14 protein-coding genes are annotated in these 13,518 nt (G+C 56.8%); 2 read left to right on the top strand and 12 right to left on the bottom strand.

Features of this window, described 5'->3' with window-relative positions:
• Positions 1–14: 14 nt before the first annotated feature.
• The 7 genes from HMPREF9697_RS09335 to HMPREF9697_RS09365 form a co-directional block, all read right to left on the bottom strand.
• Complete coding sequence (locus tag HMPREF9697_RS09335; RefSeq protein ID WP_002716953.1) at positions 15–479, bottom strand: RidA family protein; 465 nt, start codon at positions 477–479, stop codon at positions 15–17.
• 22 nt (positions 480–501) lie between these two features.
• Positions 502–1,245, bottom strand: a complete 744-nt coding sequence (locus HMPREF9697_RS09340; protein ID WP_002716954.1) for a GntR family transcriptional regulator — start codon at positions 1,243–1,245, stop codon at positions 502–504.
• Positions 1,246–1,337: 92 nt separating this feature from the next.
• Positions 1,338–1,535 carry a 2-hydroxymuconate tautomerase gene (gene thmT, locus HMPREF9697_RS09345; RefSeq protein ID WP_002716955.1) on the bottom strand — a complete coding sequence of 66 codons (198 nt, stop codon included), beginning with the start codon at positions 1,533–1,535 and terminating at the stop codon, positions 1,338–1,340.
• 50 nt (positions 1,536–1,585) lie between these two features.
• Positions 1,586–2,485 carry a dipicolinate synthase subunit DpsA gene (locus HMPREF9697_RS09350; protein ID WP_002716956.1) on the bottom strand — a complete coding sequence of 300 codons (900 nt, stop codon included), beginning with the start codon at positions 2,483–2,485 and terminating at the stop codon, positions 1,586–1,588.
• The gene (locus tag HMPREF9697_RS09355; protein WP_002716957.1) at positions 2,482–3,570 is read right to left on the bottom strand and encodes an NAD/NADP octopine/nopaline dehydrogenase family protein; all 1,089 of its coding nucleotides are present in this window, start codon (positions 3,568–3,570) and stop codon (positions 2,482–2,484) included. The genes HMPREF9697_RS09350 and HMPREF9697_RS09355 overlap by 4 nt, the downstream gene beginning before the upstream one ends.
• A 76-nt stretch (positions 3,571–3,646) precedes the next feature.
• Positions 3,647–4,822 (bottom strand): M24 family metallopeptidase, encoded by a 1,176-nt coding sequence (locus tag HMPREF9697_RS09360; RefSeq protein ID WP_002716958.1) that lies wholly within the window; start codon positions 4,820–4,822, stop codon positions 3,647–3,649.
• Positions 4,823–4,825: 3 nt separating this feature from the next.
• The gene (locus HMPREF9697_RS09365; RefSeq protein ID WP_002716959.1) at positions 4,826–5,986 is read right to left on the bottom strand and encodes a mandelate racemase/muconate lactonizing enzyme family protein; all 1,161 of its coding nucleotides are present in this window, start codon (positions 5,984–5,986) and stop codon (positions 4,826–4,828) included.
• 141 nt (positions 5,987–6,127) lie between these two features.
• Here HMPREF9697_RS09365 and HMPREF9697_RS09370 point away from each other — a divergent pair, with 141 nt between their 5' ends.
• A complete protein-coding gene (locus HMPREF9697_RS09370; RefSeq protein WP_002716960.1) occupies positions 6,128–7,111 on the top strand; it encodes an ABC transporter substrate-binding protein in 984 nt (327 codons plus the stop codon).
• A gap of 168 nt (positions 7,112–7,279) precedes the next feature.
• Here the strand turns inward: HMPREF9697_RS09370 and HMPREF9697_RS09375 are convergent, their stop codons facing one another.
• The 4 genes from HMPREF9697_RS09375 to HMPREF9697_RS09390 form a co-directional block, all read right to left on the bottom strand.
• Entirely contained in the window at positions 7,280–8,797 is a 1,518-nt protein-coding gene (locus HMPREF9697_RS09375; protein ID WP_002716961.1) for a tripartite tricarboxylate transporter permease, read from the bottom strand.
• A gap of 7 nt (positions 8,798–8,804) precedes the next feature.
• Complete coding sequence (locus HMPREF9697_RS09380; RefSeq protein WP_002716962.1) at positions 8,805–9,302, bottom strand: tripartite tricarboxylate transporter TctB family protein; 498 nt, start codon at positions 9,300–9,302, stop codon at positions 8,805–8,807.
• Positions 9,303–9,509: 207 nt separating this feature from the next.
• Complete coding sequence (locus HMPREF9697_RS09385) at positions 9,510–10,544, bottom strand: Bug family tripartite tricarboxylate transporter substrate binding protein (protein ID WP_002716963.1); 1,035 nt, start codon at positions 10,542–10,544, stop codon at positions 9,510–9,512.
• 125 nt (positions 10,545–10,669) lie between these two features.
• Entirely contained in the window at positions 10,670–11,104 is a 435-nt protein-coding gene (locus HMPREF9697_RS09390; RefSeq protein WP_002716964.1) for a cupin domain-containing protein, read from the bottom strand.
• Positions 11,105–11,397: 293 nt separating this feature from the next.
• Between HMPREF9697_RS09390 and HMPREF9697_RS09395 the strand changes: the two genes are divergently transcribed.
• A complete protein-coding gene (locus HMPREF9697_RS09395) occupies positions 11,398–12,492 on the top strand; it encodes a mandelate racemase/muconate lactonizing enzyme family protein (RefSeq protein ID WP_283804949.1) in 1,095 nt (364 codons plus the stop codon).
• Here the strand turns inward: HMPREF9697_RS09395 and HMPREF9697_RS09400 are convergent.
• Positions 12,485–13,453, bottom strand: coding sequence for a LysR family transcriptional regulator (locus HMPREF9697_RS09400; RefSeq protein WP_002716966.1), 969 nt, complete (start codon positions 13,451–13,453; stop codon positions 12,485–12,487). The genes HMPREF9697_RS09395 and HMPREF9697_RS09400 overlap by 8 nt on opposite strands.
• Between the last annotated feature and the right edge of the window lie 65 nt (positions 13,454–13,518).

Consider the following 13,518-nt stretch of genomic DNA (forward strand, 5'->3'; position numbering starts at 1 on the left):
AACCTGCGCCTTCGTTAGGCAACCTCGAAGATCGCGTCGACTTCAACAGGCACATTTCGCGGAAGCGAATAACAACCCACCGCTGCGCGTGCGTGCTTTCCAGCTTCCCCAAATACGGACACCATGAGGTCGGACGCACCATTCAACACCTTCGGGTGATCACCAAACTCCGGTTCGGCATTCACGAATCCACCCAGGCGCACAACACCGACAACTTTCCCGAGGTCGCCGCCAAGCGCATGCTTGAGCTGCGACAGAATGTTTATCGCACAAAGCCTGGCTGCGACCTGGGCCTCCTCGACCGAATAGGTCGAGCCGACCTTGCCCGTATACTTGTCTTTCCCGCCCTCGCTTGGAACCTGCCCTGAAATGTAGATCTGGTTTCCGACCCGGCGCGCCGGAACATAATTGGCTGAAGGTGCCACGACATTGGGGAGAACAATTCCCAACTTTGCGAGATTGTCTTCAGCGCTCGACATTCCTTTTCCTTTCCGGGGAAACTTAGTTTGAAAATTCGAACAGCGGATTATTTGCGAAGAGCAATTCCGCGCCATGGGTGCTTTTCACGGTGATCAGCGCCTGCTTGGTGTTTCTGATATCCGTGATGATAGCCCGTTTAACGCCACCGGCGTTCGACGCCTTTAGCTCCTGCAGAATGACGCGATGCGCCGAAGCGTCCCATGGCATGGAGGGAACCAACAGCGACATGTACATTGTGGGGCCACACTGGAGCCAAAGCGATTCGATCAGAGGGAGCAAAACCTCCGACTTCGATGCAGCATAAAGATCGAAATGAAATTTTTGATTCAAGGACAAGCAATCGAGAATGTTTCGTTTGTTGATCGCCTGAATCAGCGCTTTGTTGACTGCAGACAATTCGGAGATCAGCGCTGCATTGGCATTCTTCACCGCCAACTCCGCCGCCGAGCCTTCCAACAGTTCGCGGACGGCAAACAGATCTGACAGCTTCTCGATGCTGAGCCGCGGCACTTTGACGGAGCCGCTCTCTGTTTCTTCGAGTGCATTTGCAGCTACCAGCCGGCTCATCACCTCACGCACAGGCATCGGGCTGGTCCCAAGACTGGCGGCCACCTTCCGAAGGCTCATCACCTGTCCCGGCAAGAAGGCGCCAACCATCAATCCACGGCGCATGTACTGGAGAACCTGCTCATGCACGTGGCCGCGCTCACGCTTGACTGGGCTCTTCTTCTCTTTGCCCTTCAATTTATCAGCACCTGTTGCCATCTGAATGTCCTGGAAAATACTTCAGCTGAATCAGCGGAACAGTGAGAGTGAAAGCGTCAAAGTCTTCAAACAACGAGCAATAGACACTGCGGCTATTTCGACTCGTTCATGTCGATGCCCAATACCCCTGCCCGTCCCCAGCTGTCCTTTGGAGTCTCGTGAATCACAACATGAAGATGGTCAGGCTTGCAAGCGGCCTCTTCGACCATGGCCTTCGTGATCGCTTTGACAAGTTTTCGCTTCTGCTCCACTGAGCGCCCCTCCCACATTTCGACAATAACGAAAGGCATGTGCATCTCCTCTTCAAGAAATTAGCAGTCTTCCCGATGCCCGGCCAACGTCAGGAGCCACCCGATCGGGCTTTCAGAATATCCTCAATTCTCCGGGAAACACCGATCCACTGGCTTCTCCCGACCGTAACCGGCGCACGCGAACCCATACCCCGCGCCCAGATCGTCTTCAAACCAAGAGCTTTCGCGCTCGCCTGGTCAATCGAACCGGGCGGGGCCGCAACATCGACCACCAAGGCGTGCTTCGGCAGCGCTTGAAGTTCTTTCTCCTTCACAATCTGCTTTGGCACGCTTCCAACAAGAATATCTGTCTCTGGAAGCACCCTTTCCAGCTCCTCCAAGGTAACAGAATTCGCGCCAGCGGCCTGGGCAGCAGCCCGCTGAACCGGATTGCGCGCAGCAACCGTCACATATGCCCCGAGACTTACGAGCGTCCGCGCCAGAAGGGCGCCAATGGTCCCGTGACCAACCAGACATATGCGAGAGCGATGGATCGTGATGTCGGTATTCTCGATGATCGCCTTCAGGACCCCCTCAACAATCGCCGGCCCTCTCAGGAGCATCAGATCGACGTCCCATTCATACTCATGAATGGTGATCTTAAGCTCCTCGCAAATGGCTTTAAGATTCGAGTCCGCCCAGCCGAGGATGATATGCCCCGGCCGGCGCATCCCTGCCATCATCTCCCGGGTTGGGATGATCTTGCTGCCGAGCTTCGGAGCAAACAGCGCTCCTTCAGGTGTAATCCCCGGTATCGGGAAGAGCGCAACGTCGGCTCCCTTCAACGCGTCGGCGGCATCGGCCGCATGATAAGCGCCCTCAATCCCGGCTTCAGGCCATGGAAATCCGAAACAACGAACCTTCGCGCCTGCCCGAACTGCGCATCGTGCAATTTCCTGTTCGCGATTGTCGCCTGCAACAACGGCGATGACCAAATCTTTCCAGCTCATCCGACCGCAACCTTCTTGCACAGTTGTTCCTTGGACAATCCCGCAATGCCCATGAGTTGGGCCGTGCGGCCATCCACCCGATAGTCGACGCCCGTGGCCGCAGAAGCCAGGTTGAAGAGCGATTCTGCCGTCGGAGTTTTGACCCCGGCAATTGCCGCAAGCTCCAAAAACGGAAGAAGACCGTGACCAAAGTCTTCCCGATAGTACCTGTTCTGGAACGAATCGGGTGCCATGATGCGACTATTGGCTTCTCCACCCGCAATAGCGGAACGGTAATCGTGAACATCGGCGACATTGTCTTCGACAGTCCCGATGGCCTTCATTTCCTCGATGAGGTTCGGCAAGGATAAATCAAACGCCGCCGCAACCGCTCTGCGTTCGCCGTCGAGTGCCTGCATCACGCGGGCGACACCGGGCGTCATTGCGTCACAGTAAAAGGTAAAGTTGCCCTTGGTGGCCTCTACCCAGGCGGCAGACAGCACGGCGCCCGGCGGGTGCAGCATCATGTTGACGTTCGACAATCCGGAAGCAATTACGTCACGCACCGGACGGGCCGCCGGGAAAAGCTGGGACGCAACATCCAGATGCTGCCTCGAACCGCCAAGCACCGCCGAGCGAACCTGCCTTGCTGCGCCGGTGACCCGCACGCCATCCGGCCGGTGCTTGCGAGCAACGTAGGTCAATGTCGAAAATTCAACGACCGGTGGCGCAGACGCACCTGCCCGCCTGAACGATTCCGCAAAATCCAGCGCGCCACCTGTGTGCCCCGGATTGAGAATGACAAGTTTGGACGAAGGCCATTTTGCTCCGGCGAGCATCGCGGCCATGGACGAATGGGAGTATGTCGGCAATGCAATGATGGCGACATCCGCGCCCTGAACCGCAAGCGAGAGATCGGACGTAATGAGCGACGGTGCAGCCAGCCCCTCGCCCAACTGTCCCTCATAATGCACGCCGCCGGACTTAATGTGATCGTGAATCGTTGCTTCAGATCGCGCCCAGAAAGTGACCTCATGCCCAGCATTGACGAGTTGCACGACCGACGCCGCGCCTCCCGCTCCTGCACCCAACACCGCAACCTTCATCCCAAAGCACTCCGGTTATCTGATCATCCAGCCGCTCTGTTGCGCGACGCCAGCGGCAGATCTGGTCATTAGACGATCACGATATTCCACTGCCGCAGACAATAAGCCGATCAGTATCTGCATAGTCCGAAAGCAACTGGGAGCCCGATGACGTCACCAGCAACATGTCTTTGTTCTGCATGCCGAAGCCATGGCCGGTGTTGTAACAAAGCGGCTCGAAGCCAAGCACCATATTTTCTTCGATCTCAGCATCCTGTCCGGGATGCCCCAACATCGGCGTCAGCCCCAGATAAGGGTCTTCATGCAGATGCAATCCGATTCCATGCCCCACGAACGAAATCGGGGGAAGATTGATCGCCTTCAGCTTGGCGATAAAGGCATCGTAAATCTCCCGGCAACTGGCGCCTGGCTTCACCTTCTCCATGATCTCGTATTTGCATTCGACAAGATGCGACCAGATTTCCTCTGCCTTGGAAGGAGCGCGCTTCACGATAGCCGTTCGGCAAACGCCGGCCTGGTATCCTCCGATGACAGAGAAGATCTCCACGCGGCATACGTCACCAGCCTTCAGGATTCGATCCGAAGGGCCGACGTTCGGCAGAACGCTTCTCTCGCCCGTTGCAACGATCATGAGCTTGAAGTGCTCTGCGCCAAGCGAATAGACGTTGCGAGTCAAATGACCTGCGATGTCCATCTCCGAATGCCCTTCGTCGACCACCGCCAATGCATCGGTAATGGCCTGATCCGCAATTCGTGACAGGCGACGCAGAAGCGCGATTTCACTCGGCGTCTTGATCTGGCGCAACCGAGCGAGGAGCGGAGCGCTGTCGACAAACCGCGACTTCGGCATGGCCGACTTGAGGCGCTCGAAGTCTCCCGCCGGCAGATAGTCCAGCTCGATCGCGATGGATGCCTGCTCCAGCCCCATCTCACGAAACAGATCCGCCAGAACCAGCATCGGATCGTCCGAAAACTCAGCCCATATCTTGGTACGGGCGTCAGGCAATCGACGGCCGATGGTCGAGGCTTCCATATCGACGCCGAAGACGGCAACCTCGCCATCCGCGGTCACGATAGTCATTGCGTGCCGGTGACGAATGAGCGGCTGCGACGGAACGACAAAGCCGGCCGTATAAGCAAAATTCTCCGGCGAGCAGCAGACGAGAGCATCCAGGCCCCTCGACTTTAGAGCCTGAACCTGGCGCTCAACAATTTCCAACCTCAGTCCGCCGACATCACTTGCCATGTTCATCTGTTATGCCTTGACCTGATACTTCTCGACCTTCTTCAAATCGACATCGATACCCATACCGACACCGGGCGGCACAACGATCGCACCGTCGACGAACTGCATCGGCTCAACCAGCAAGTCATCCTTGTAGTAGATGCCGCCGATCTGGCCTTTCTGAGCTTCCTGCGGTGTGGAAACAGGGATCACGCAAGGAAGCGACACGGCAGGGCACGCCGCGGCAAGTTGCACATTGGCCAGATTGCCGATGCCGGTTTCGATTGATCCGTTGACGTTGCATACGATACCGGCAGCCCGGCACACGGCGCCAAGCTCCATCGCCTTGTAAAGGCCGCCTGACTTCGTGGTGTAGATCGAGATGATTCCGACGCCACCCGTTGCGATGATCTGGATCGCATCGTGCGCATTCCAGGCCGATTCATCGGCCATGACCGGCGCATCGATTCGGCGGCCTACATCCGCAATCCGCTCGATGCCCATCACAGGCTGCTCGAAATACTTGATCCGGAAAGGCTCAATGCGACGATACGTCTGAACCGCAAGGGCTGGCGTCGCATATCCCTCGTTGGCATCGACACAAATATCGATTGAATCACCCGCAGCGGCCCGGACGGCGCCGACCATGGCGATGTCCCGCTCGGGGTCCTGACCGATCTTCACCTTGATGGTCTTGACGCCCTCGCCGACGATCGTGCGCACTTCGGATTGCGCCTCCTCGATCGAAATCAATCCGATCGAATGTGCGACCGGGATGGTCTCGCTTCGTTTTCCGCCGAGAAGCACATGAACTGGAACACCCAGCCAGCGCGCGGTGACGTCATAGATCGCGAACTCAAGGGCAGCCTTTGAATAGGGATAGCCCTTGATGATCGCATCCATCCGGGCATGAAGATCAACGAAGTTGCCCAATTCAATGCCGATCACCACTGGCGCGAGATAGTTCTCGATAACCAGCTTCACGATCGCGGCAGATTCACCAAAGTATCGACCGAACTCCCCACCCCAATCCTTCAGAGCCGGAGCCTCGCCCCATCCCACGCGACCGTCGCTATCGGTCACTTTGACGACGACGTAACGGCCGATCACCTCGGTCAGCCCGGTCCATTTGTGCTCGCGACGCGGCGGCAATTGAACAAGGAAGGTCTCAATCGTTTTAATCGACGGCACGGCAATCCTCTCGTCATATGTGATCACACTATATGATCAAATTTTACGACGTCAAGCCGTGCTCGAAAGTGAGGCAACAGGCGAGCTTGACATAGCAAAAATGTGATCACTTAATGAGATCATCATTTGGGAGTGCAGGTCATGATGAAATTTCGTTGCTGGATTGCGACAGCGGTTATCGGGTTCCTTTTGACTGCCGCAACTATCGTCCCGGGCTTTGCCGCGGAGGCGTTCAACGTTCGATTCAGCTATAAATTCAAGGGCGAGTATGGCTTCCTGCTTCTGGGTCAGGCGAAGGGGCTGTATGCCGACGCAGGCCTTGATGTAAAATTCGGAGAGGGCGCCGGCTCCCCTGCCGCGTTGGGTGCACTCATTCAGGGCCAGGAAGACGTTGTTGTCCTACCTGCAATCTTTGCAATTTCGGCAATTCAAAAGGGCATGCCGATCAAGATCGTAGCGCTGTATCAGCCCGCGGCTCCCAGCGTCATTCTCTCGCACGCGAATAACCCAATTAATGTGCCGAAGGATCTCGAAGGCAAAACTATTGCGGCTCCGGTCGGAGAACTAGGCACGACCTATCTCGGCATCTTCTGCGAAAAGAACAATATCGACTGCTCGAAGATCAAAAAGATTCAGATCGATATTCAGGCACGCGTCGCTCAATTCCTGGGCAACCGGATCGACGCGATTGCTGCTTACAGGACGAATGATCTGCCCATTATTGAAACCAAGGCGAACGCGAAACTCGTCGTGTTGGACCAAGTTCAGTATGGCCTGGCTGTTCCCGGATTGGCCGTGGTGACAAGCAATAGTAAAATTACGCAGCGTGGCGATGCGTTGAAGCGGTTTCTCAAAGCAACGTCGGCCGCAATCGAAGCGACCAGAAAAGACCCCACTGCAGCCACTTCGGCTCTAAAAGCAGCATGGCCCTCAGCTCCGAGCGATGCAATCGTTCAGACGCAGATTGAGGAAACGTCCAAATCAATTCCGGCGGCCACCGACCGACCGCTCGGTTGGACCCGCACACAGTCTATCGAGGACGCCCTTAAGCTGCTCGAAAGCACGGAAAGCAGCAGCGCGAGAAAGAACCTCTCGGACTACTATACCAACGACTTTCTGAAGTAGTGATGGTTCACCACATTCACGCCGCTCCGATCAACTTTCCGGTGCGGCGTGAATGACAATTCGGGGCACGATGCGACGATCGGCACCCACCACGTGAGAGCAGCCAGCGAGTTGAAGCAACCCGCCCCGGATCAATTCTCACAGCAGCATGAAAAGAGTCGCACGTTCTCAGCTTTCCGACTCGACGAACACTTCATCACGCTTCCTGCTCAACACTGGCAGCAACGCCAGCCCCAGCAAGACCACGGCAAGCCCCATCAACACTGCCGACAGCGGCCGCGTGACAAACACCGACCAGTCACCACGTGAGATCAGCAGTGCGCGACGCAGGTTTTCTTCCATCAACGGACCGAGCACCATGCCAAGCAGGAGCGGTGCCGGCTCAAAGTCATGCTTCACCAGCCAGTAGCCGACAAGACCAAACACGCCAGCCAGCACAACGTCCATCGGAGCATTGTTGACCGAATAAATTCCGATCGCACAGAAGATCACGATCGAGGGGAAGAGTAGCCGATACGGCACCCGCAGCAGGCGCACCCAGATTCCGACCATTGGGAGGTTGATAATGAGCAGCATCAGATTGCCGATCCACATCGATGCGATCATGCCCCAGACGAGGTCCGGCTGCTTCTGCATCACCTGCGGGCCCGGCACGATGCCGTGAATAGTCATCGCACCGACCATCAACGCCATCACGGCATTCGGCGGAATGCCCAGCGTCAGCAGCGGAATGAACGAAGTCTGCGCTGCGGCATTGTTGGCGCTTTCAGGTGCTGCCACGCCGACGATTGAACCGCGCCCGAACATCTGAGGCTTTTTCGAAATTTTCTTCTCGAAAGTATAGGCCGCGAACGAAGCGATCACCGCACCGCCGCCCGGCAGAATGCCGAGGATGGACCCCAGTATCGTGCCGCGCAGGATAGCCGGGCTTGCCTCCTTGAGGTCTTTCTTGGTCGGCATCAATCCGGAGATTTTCTGCTGCACCAGCTCACGATCCATCGATGCGCCATGGTCGAGGTTGCGGATGATCTCAGCAAAACCGAACACGCCCATGGCGACCGTCGCAAAGCCAAGACCGTCAGCCAGTTCAGGAATGTCGAATGCCATGCGCGATGCGCCGGTTTCGATATCTGCGCCGACCATCGACAGGAGAACGCCAAGGACGATCATCGCCAGCGCCTTGAGCAGCGAGCCCTTCGCAAGCACTACGGCGAACACGAGGCCGAGCATCATCAGCGAAAAATATTCCGCAGGCCCGAACACAAGCGCGAGCTTGGTGAGCGGCATGCCCAGCAAGGCAATCAGGACAGTGGCGACACAGCCAGCAAAGAACGAACCGATAGCAGCGATGGCGAGAGCCGGGCCGGCCCTGCCCTGCTTCGCCATCTGGAAGCCGTCCAGCGCGGTGACGACCGAGCCCGCCTCGCCCGGAATGTTGACCAGGATCGAGGTGGTCGATCCGCCATACTGGGCGCCGTAGTAAATGCCAGCCAGCATGATCAGCGCGCCGACCGGCGGCAATCCGAACGTGATCGGCAGCAGCATCGCCACCGTGGCGATCGTGCCTACGCCGGGCAGTACACCGACCAAGGTGCCGACCAACGCACCAACCAGACAAAGCATAAGGTTAGTTGCAGAAAATGCGACACCGAACCCCAGTGCGAGGTGTGCGATAACTTCACTCATCGGAGCCTCACCGCAGAATGTTGGGATACAGATCGAGCGGCAGCCCGAGCGCATATGGGAAGAGAAGGCTGCAGCCAAGTGTCAGCAGACTTCCAACGATAAGCGTTTCCTTCCACTTCATTTCGGGTGTGCCGTACGACGCCATGACGAAGCTCAACATCGACGAGACTACAAGACCCAACGGCCGGATCGTGACTGCAAACGACAGGATCGCAACGGTAACAAAGAACAGCCCGCGCAGTCCGAAGCGCTGAAGCGGTTCGCCCTTGACAAAAAGGCCGGTGACCACAATGCCGGCCCCCATCAGCAAAAGGAGCACGGCGAATAAGCGCGGCGCCGTGCCGGGGCCGAACGCAAATCCTCGCATGCCCGGCAAATTGCTTGACGCCCACAGAGCGAACAGCGCAATGCCCATCAGGACGAGGCCACCGTAGAAATCCTGCGGCCCCTTGATACGGCGCGCAGACGCGGACGGGTCGGCGGCGCGGCCTGGCGCTTCAATCATTAATGTTCTCCCCAGCCTCAGAGGGCATTTAGCCCGTTGTTATTTGTAACAGCCCCGTCGATACGTTGACGATTCGCAACGAACACGCATGCCCTGCGAACAGTTTCCACGTTCGAACCGAAGCGGCACCAAGCACCGCTTCGGCTGGATTTCTACTTCGTGGGTGCCGTTTCCAGAGCGACTGGTTATGACGACCCCCAAGTGACACTATTCGACTTTGATACCGGCAGTGTTGACGATATTTGTCCAGGCCGTAACCTGTTCTCCCAGCGCGTCATCGAAGTCCTTGACCGAGCCGCTCTTCACTTCCATTCCCAGCTTTGCCACGCTGGCCCGGACCTCATCAGACTTAAGTCCGTCATTCACTGCGTGATTAAGCTTCTCGACGATTTCTGCAGGCGTTCCGGCCGGCGCCAGAAGTCCGAACAAGATTTCCGTCGGGAAACCTTCAAGTCCGAGCTCCTTTAGCGTCGGTATTTCCGGCAACTCCGGCCAGCGTGCTGCACTGGTCACGGCAAGTGCCCTCAACTGGTCATCCTTGATGAGATTTAGCAGCGTCGACTTGTTATTGAAGACAACTTCGATATGGCCGCCAAGTGCGTCGCTGATTGCCGGAGAGCCGCCCTTATACGGAATGAAGAGAAGGTCCGTTCCGGTTTTGATCTTGACGAATTCGCCGACAATATGGGTGTAGATTCCAGGAGGAGCTCCGAACTGCAGCTTTCCCGGATTTTTCCGTGCGTAGTCTACGAACTCAGGGAACGTTTTAGCCGGCAGGCGTGGCGTGATGACCATTGCCATCGAGTCCGTGCAGATGGTCGCGACAGGCGCAAAGGACTTGATCGGATCAAATCCGGGATTCTTGTAAAGCGCGCCCACGAGGGCATTCACGTTCGTTCCACCCAGCAACAGCGTGTAACCGTCCGGAGCAGCATGCGCCACGGCTTTCGCACCGATACGACCACCCGCGCCGCCGACATTCTCCACCACGACGGTTCCGCCTATGCGGGTAGACAGAGCTTGCGCGATCAATCGAGCCGCAACGTCGGTCGGTCCACCTGCGGGGAACGGCACGACGATCTTGATCGGCTTCTCGGGATATTTATCGGCGAATGCAGCTTGGGTCGAAAGCGGCACAAAGGCGAGCGCTCCCAACAACGCGCATTTAAGCACTGTCGCTGGCTTCGATAACGGTACAGCGATACGTTTCGTCGCAAACAAACGCCCCAAAAATCCCTGCATAGTTGTTTCCCCTGATTGGTTATATCGTTTCTTAAAATGGGAAGCCGTGTACGGCTTCCGGCATGTTTTTGCGCTTTCCGCGCTTTTCGTAAAAATCATCGCGAGCAGCGATGGCAGCTTATGCGTCAGGTTGATTTTCTGGCGTGCTCGGCAGAGACAGGGTGCGTCTCGCTGGTCTCCACCATCGTTCGTGTTGCGTCGACGGATGCGTACACCCAGAAAATCTTCAGGGGCTTGTCTTTCGCTGCATTGCGAAAGCGATGCGGCATGTTTCTTGGAATCCAGGAAACATCCCTCGCCCGAACGGGGTGCACATCCTCACCGATCTCAGCAAATCCTTCACCCTCGAGCACGAGAACAGTTTCCTCGCAATTATGAAAATGCCACGGGATCGCCGAGCCGGGCCCAATCATGGTCATCCCGGTGAGCATCTGATCCGACCCAGTCGAGCGCGTCACCAGCGGAATGGTGCGATTGCCCCCACCACGGTCCACGCTCGGCAGTTCATCGGGCCTCAAAATTGCGGCTTGCAGCGCGCCCTTTTCGGAAGTGACGGTCATCAACGATCCTTTCGGCGCGGCCGGCAGAACCAGCCTCGCTCAAGTCATTCTATGGTTAGGTAGAGGAAACGACCACTGATGGAGCAATCATACAAATATTAATTCACGATCATTTCCCATATCATTTCAGCATGACAATCGGCCCCGACCGTCATGCCTATTCCTTCTGGCCGGGCATACAGCTTCGGCATTTCAAAGGTCACTCAAGGAGCATTATGAGCATGTCGTAAGACAGGAGCGATGCGGTGACCCAACGAGAACGCGAACCCGATATGCCCATTCGGCTGAAGCGCATGGACTTTTTCCCGGTCGCCATTCCCCTGAAGCGGCCGATGAAAATGTCCGGCACCACCGTCGCCTTCGCGGAAAACCTGTTCGTTCGCGTTGAAAGCGACGATGGGACGGTCGGCTGGGGAGAGGCAGCATCGGCGCCGACGATGACCGGCGAGACGCTCGGCGGGATGATCGCCGCAGCGAAAATGATCTGGGAGCAGATCAAGGATTGCGACTTGCGATTCCGGGCGTCGTTGATCGCGCAAATTCACAGTGCGGTTTATGGAAATTCCAGCGCCAAATCGGCGGTCGAGATGTCCGTCCTCGATCTACTGGGCAGATCCTACGATATCAGCATCGGCGAGTTGCTCGGTGGCCGGTATCGCACGTTCCTGGAGCCGATGTGGATGCTTGGCCATACGAAACCCGAGGACGACATCAGAGAGGCCAAAGAACAAAGCGACCACGGCTATCGCTTCTTCAAGCTGAAGGTCGGCACTAAATCTCTTGAAGGTGACATCGCCGCGATACTTGGCGTGCGCGAAGCTATCGGCAAATCCAAAAAGCTCTGTGCCGACGCGAATGGCGGCCTTTCATATCAGGCAGCCAAGTCTCTCATCCACGAAACGGCGGCCGCGCAGTTGATCTATCTGGAGCAACCACTCCCCGACACTGCGATCACGGATCTCGCAAAACTCAATCAGATGAATATCACTCCGATTGGAGTGGACGAGAGTATTCACTCACGACACGATATCGAAAAATATTCTGCGTGCGACGCAGCGGCTGGCATTTCACTCAAGCTGATAAAGATCGGCGGACTTATCGAGAGCATGGCTTGCGCCAAGCGAGCCAGTGAGCTCGGCCTGTCAATCAATATCGCCGCCAAAGTCGCCGAAACCAGCCTTGCGTCAGCGGCTGCAGCGCACGCCGCTGCGGCCATCGAGAGTTTCGAGTGGGGAATCAGCCTCACGCACATTTATCTGGAGTGTGATCCGGTCAAAAATCCGATGGCGATCGAAAATGGTCTGGTGACCGTGCCACACGGGCCGGGTCTCGGCATCGACATCGATGAGACCGTATTACGCCGATACTCCGTTTCCGGATCTATTTGACCTTGGACGGCGCTCTAAACATCCGCTGCTTGTCCTGGGTGGCGACGATATTCATCAACAGTCCCTTGACGATCTCCGACGCGTTCGAAAGTCGCCGCGTTCTTGAGTATGCAATTGCAAGCCGCCGGAAAAGACCGCTCGGTCCGATGGAGTGCAGACTGATCTGACCGGTCTTAGCTTCATCGTGGAGAATCGATCTCGGCAGCACCGTGGTGCCAATACCCTGCCGCACCATCAGGCGTATCGTCTCAATGGAATTGAGTTCAAGCAAAGCGGTGACGAGCGGACCTTTGTGTCCCAGAAGATTATCAAGGATCGTGCGAATTCCGTGCGATAAAATGAGCGGCGTCTTCGCCAGCTCGGCGATGGGGATAGCCCCTTTTGGTCTGCTGCCCCGCGCAGTCGCGAACACCATCTCTTCGCTCACCAGATGCTCGATGAAGAGCCGTCGGGTTGGAGGAGGCTCAGTCACCAGCGCAAGATCGAGACGGCCAGCGTCGAGCCAGTCGATCAGTGGCTGGCTGTAGCCTTCGTCGATCTTCAGATTGATCCGCGGGTAATCGGATTGGAGGCTTGAGACGAGCTTCGGTGCAATGAGCGGGCAAATTGTAGGGACAACACCAAGAGTCGTGTTGCCACCGGGATTTCCCGCGGACCCTCGCACATCATCCTTGGCGCGTTGCACATTGCGAAGAATCGATTTGGCATGCTCGTAGAGTTCGCGTCCCTGATCCGTCATTCGGATGCCCCGGCTTTCCCGAATGAACAGCTGGGCTCCGAGTTCTTCCTCCAGTTGACGAACATGCCGGCTTAGCGCGGGTTGCGCGACGTTCAGATGCTGCGCCGCGCGGGTGATGCTGCCGATTTCTGCGATACCGACAAAATAATGGAGAGCGCGGAAATCCACTCCAGACCACCTCAGTTTCAGCATGACCAGCCATGCCGAAATTGTATTTAACATCAATCTCCGATCAGGAATAGGTCTGTCATATCATCCGTCGAAGACGACGGCGCGATATTTATCTT

The sequence above is a fragment of the Afipia felis ATCC 53690 genome (assembly GCF_000314735.2).
Lineage (GTDB): Bacteria > Pseudomonadota > Alphaproteobacteria > Rhizobiales > Xanthobacteraceae > Afipia > Afipia felis.

Excerpts from the sequence above, each read along its gene's own strand:
- HMPREF9697_RS09335 (WP_002716953.1), bottom strand. The coding sequence starts at position 479 with ATGTCGAGCGCTGAAGACAATCTCGCAAAGTTGGGAATTGTTCTCCCC.
- HMPREF9697_RS09340 (WP_002716954.1), bottom strand. The coding sequence starts at position 1,245 with ATGGCAACAGGTGCTGATAAATTGAAGGGCAAAGAGAAGAAGAGCCCA.
- thmT (WP_002716955.1), bottom strand. The coding sequence starts at position 1,535 with ATGCCTTTCGTTATTGTCGAAATGTGGGAGGGGCGCTCAGTGGAGCAG.
- HMPREF9697_RS09350 (WP_002716956.1), bottom strand. The coding sequence starts at position 2,485 with ATGAGCTGGAAAGATTTGGTCATCGCCGTTGTTGCAGGCGACAATCGC.
- HMPREF9697_RS09355 (WP_002716957.1), bottom strand. The coding sequence starts at position 3,570 with ATGAAGGTTGCGGTGTTGGGTGCAGGAGCGGGAGGCGCGGCGTCGGTC.
- HMPREF9697_RS09360 (WP_002716958.1), bottom strand. The coding sequence starts at position 4,822 with ATGAACATGGCAAGTGATGTCGGCGGACTGAGGTTGGAAATTGTTGAG.
- HMPREF9697_RS09370 (WP_002716960.1), top strand. The coding sequence starts at position 6,128 with ATGATGAAATTTCGTTGCTGGATTGCGACAGCGGTTATCGGGTTCCTT.
- HMPREF9697_RS09375 (WP_002716961.1), bottom strand. The coding sequence starts at position 8,797 with ATGAGTGAAGTTATCGCACACCTCGCACTGGGGTTCGGTGTCGCATTT.
- HMPREF9697_RS09380 (WP_002716962.1), bottom strand. The coding sequence starts at position 9,302 with ATGATTGAAGCGCCAGGCCGCGCCGCCGACCCGTCCGCGTCTGCGCGC.
- HMPREF9697_RS09385 (WP_002716963.1), bottom strand. The coding sequence starts at position 10,544 with ATGCAGGGATTTTTGGGGCGTTTGTTTGCGACGAAACGTATCGCTGTA.
- HMPREF9697_RS09390 (WP_002716964.1), bottom strand. The coding sequence starts at position 11,104 with ATGACCGTCACTTCCGAAAAGGGCGCGCTGCAAGCCGCAATTTTGAGG.
- HMPREF9697_RS09395 (WP_283804949.1), top strand. The coding sequence starts at position 11,398 with ATGGACTTTTTCCCGGTCGCCATTCCCCTGAAGCGGCCGATGAAAATG.
- HMPREF9697_RS09400 (WP_002716966.1), bottom strand. The coding sequence starts at position 13,453 with ATGTTAAATACAATTTCGGCATGGCTGGTCATGCTGAAACTGAGGTGG.